The organism is Nocardioides albidus (genome assembly GCF_006335005.1).
Taxonomy (GTDB): Bacteria; Actinomycetota; Actinomycetes; order Propionibacteriales; family Nocardioidaceae; genus Nocardioides; species Nocardioides albidus.
On the sequence record NZ_VDMP01000017.1, the window covers coordinates 10745 to 13601 of the forward strand.

The 2857-nt window shown below is 68.4% G+C and carries 2 protein-coding genes; both read left to right on the forward strand.

Features of this window, described 5'->3' with window-relative positions; all coding sequences use genetic code 11:
• Positions 1-105 precede the first annotated feature (105 nt).
• Positions 106-381 carry a 30S ribosomal protein S15 gene (rpsO, locus tag FHP29_RS04370; protein WP_036542197.1) on the forward strand — a complete coding sequence of 92 codons (276 nt, stop codon included), beginning with the start codon at positions 106-108 and terminating at the stop codon, positions 379-381.
• Between the two features lie 268 nt (positions 382-649).
• Positions 650-2857 (forward strand): polyribonucleotide nucleotidyltransferase (locus tag FHP29_RS04375; protein ID WP_139621763.1); only part of this gene is annotated, 2208 nt, incomplete at its 3' end.

The following is a 2857-nucleotide window of genomic DNA, read 5'->3' on the forward strand; positions in this document are numbered from 1 at the left end:
GTCCGCTGTTAGCCTTGTGCGGTTGCCGTCAGAACGGCCGCGGACGAAGAGAGCTCCAGGATTCCAGGCTGGGGCGCCGCGCAACGAGTGAATCAAGGAGTCCCCATGGCAGTCGGTACCGACGCTGAGACCAAGAAGAAGATCATCGCCGAGTACGCCACGACCGAGGGTGACACCGGTTCGCCCGAGGTGCAGATCGCGCTGCTCAGCCACCGCATCAGCCACCTGACCGAGCACCTCAAGCAGCACAAGCACGACCACCACAGCCGTCGTGGCCTGCTCCTGCTCGTCGGCCAGCGCCGTCGTCTTCTCAACTACCTGAAGAAGACCGAGATCGAGCGCTACCGCTCCATTGTCGAGCGTTTGGGCCTTCGCCGCTGATCCGCGGCGTTCCCGGCACTTCTGCGGAGCGTCCGCGGCGTTGGCGGCCCTCGACGGCCCGCTTCGCTTGACGGCCGCCTTCGGGCCGCCGCCTTGCGGCCGCACGCGCAGAAGCACCGCGAACGCCACGGATGCGTGATGTCGAACGGGCGACCCCTCCGGGGGCGCCCGTTCTGCTTTTGCGCCGGCCGCTCGCTAAGGTGGCAGACGTCATCAAGTCCATTCAGCGGGGCAGCGCGTCCCGCACCGTACGAATAAGAGAAAAACGTTGACTGAACCCGTCATCTCCGAGGTCGAGACCGTTCTCGACAACGGGAAGTTCGGAACCCGCACCGTCAAGTTCGAGACGGGCGTCCTCGCCCGCCAGGCCGCCGGATCGGTGAGCGCCTACCTCGACGGCGACACCATGCTGCTCTCGGCCACCACCGCCGGCAAGCACCCGAAGGACCACTTCGACTTCTTCCCCCTGACCATCGACGTCGAGGAGCGGATGTACGCCGCGGGCCGGATCCCCGGCTCGTTCTTCCGCTCCGAGGGCCGCCCGGGCGAGGACGCGATCCTCGCCTGCCGCCTCATCGACCGCCCGCTGCGCCCGACCTTCAAGAAGGGCCTGCGCAACGAGGTCCAGGTCGTCATCACCGTGATGGCGCTCAACCCCGACACGCCGTACGACGTGCTCGCGATCAACGCCGCGTCGCTGTCGACCCAGCTCTCCGGCCTGCCCTTCAGCGGTCCCGTCGGCGCCACCCGCGTCGCGCTCATCGAGGGCCAGTGGGTCGCGTTCCCGACCCACAGCCAGCTGGAGAAGGCCGTCTTCGACATGGTCGTCGCCGGCCGCGTCACCGAGACCGGCGACGTCGCGATCATGATGGTCGAGGCGGAGGCCACCGAGGACGTCATCGAGCTGGTCCGCGGCGGCGCGCAGGCGCCGACCGAGGAGGTCGTGGCCGGTGGCCTCGACGCCGCCAAGCCGTTCATCAAGCAGCTGGTCGAGGCCCAGGTCGAGCTCGCCAACGTGGCCGCCAAGCCGGTCCAGGAGTTCCCCGTCTTCCTCGACTACGAGGACGACGTCTTCGCCGCCGTCGAGGCCGCGGTCAAGTCCGACCTCGCCGCCGCGATGAAGATCGCGGACAAGACCGAGCGCAACGACCGCACCGACGAGCTCAAGGACCAGGTCCTCGAGCAGCTCGCCGGCCAGTTCGAGGGTCGCGAGAAGGAGATCGGCGCCGCGTTCCGCTCGGTCAACAAGCAGGTCGTGCGCGAGTCGATCCTGCGCGACAAGATCCGCATCGACGGTCGCGGTCTGGCCGACATCCGGCCGCTGCACGCCGAGGTCGACGTGATCCCGCGGGTGCACGGCTCGGCGCTGTTCGAGCGCGGCGAGACCCAGATCCTGGGCGTCACCACCCTCGACATGCTCAAGATGGAGCAGCAGATCGACACGCTGTCGCCGGAGAACCACCGGCGCTACATGCACAAGTACATCTTCCCGCCGTTCTCCACCGGTGAGACCGGTCGCGTCGGCTCGCCGAAGCGTCGCGAGGTCGGCCACGGTGCGCTGGCCCGCCGCGCGCTGCTGCCGGTGCTGCCGAACCGCGAGGAGTTCCCCTACGCCATCCGCCAGCTCTCCGAGGCGCTGAGCTCCAACGGCTCCACCTCGATGGGCTCGGTCTGCGCCTCGACCCTGTCGCTGCTGCAGGCCGGTGTGCCGCTCAAGGCCTCCGTCGCGGGCATCGCGATGGGCCTGGTCTCGGGCGAGATCGACGGCAAGACGGAGTACGTCGCGCTGACCGACATCCTCGGTGCCGAGGACGCCTTCGGCGACATGGACTTCAAGGTCGCCGGCACCAAGGAGTTCGTCACCGCGCTCCAGCTCGACACCAAGCTCGACGGCATCCCGGCCGAGGTCCTCGCAAAGGCCCTCAACCAGGCCAAGGACGCCCGCCTGACGATCCTCGAGGTGATGGCCGAGGCCATCGACGCCCCCGAGGAGATGTCGATCCACGCGCCGCGCATCATCACGGTCAAGGTGCCCGTCGACAAGATCGGCGAGGTCATCGGGCCCAAGGGCAAGGTCATCAACCAGCTGCAGGACGACACCGGCGCCTCGATCTCCATCGAGGACGACGGCACGGTCTACATCGGCGCGACCAACGGCGAGGCCGCCGAGGCAGCGCGGGCCGCGATCAACGCGATCGCGAACCCGACCATGCCCGAGGTCGGCGAGCGCTACCTCGGCACGGTCGTCAAGACGACCAACTTCGGTGCGTTCATCGCGCTGATGCCGGGCAAGGACGGCCTGCTGCACATCAGCAAGCTGCGCGCGATCGCCGGCGGCAAGCGCGTCGAGAACGTCGAGGACGTCGTCTCGGTGGGCCAGAAGCTCCAGGTCGAGATCGCCGAGATCGACGACCGCGGCAAGCTGTCCCTCATCCCCGTGGTCGAGGAGGCCGACTCGGCCGAGGCGACCGAGGCG

What these genes read in the sequence shown, in the direction of transcription:
- rpsO (WP_036542197.1), top strand. Translation starts at nt 106, where the DNA reads ATGGCAGTCGGTACCGACGCTGAGACCAAGAAGAAGATCATCGCCGAG.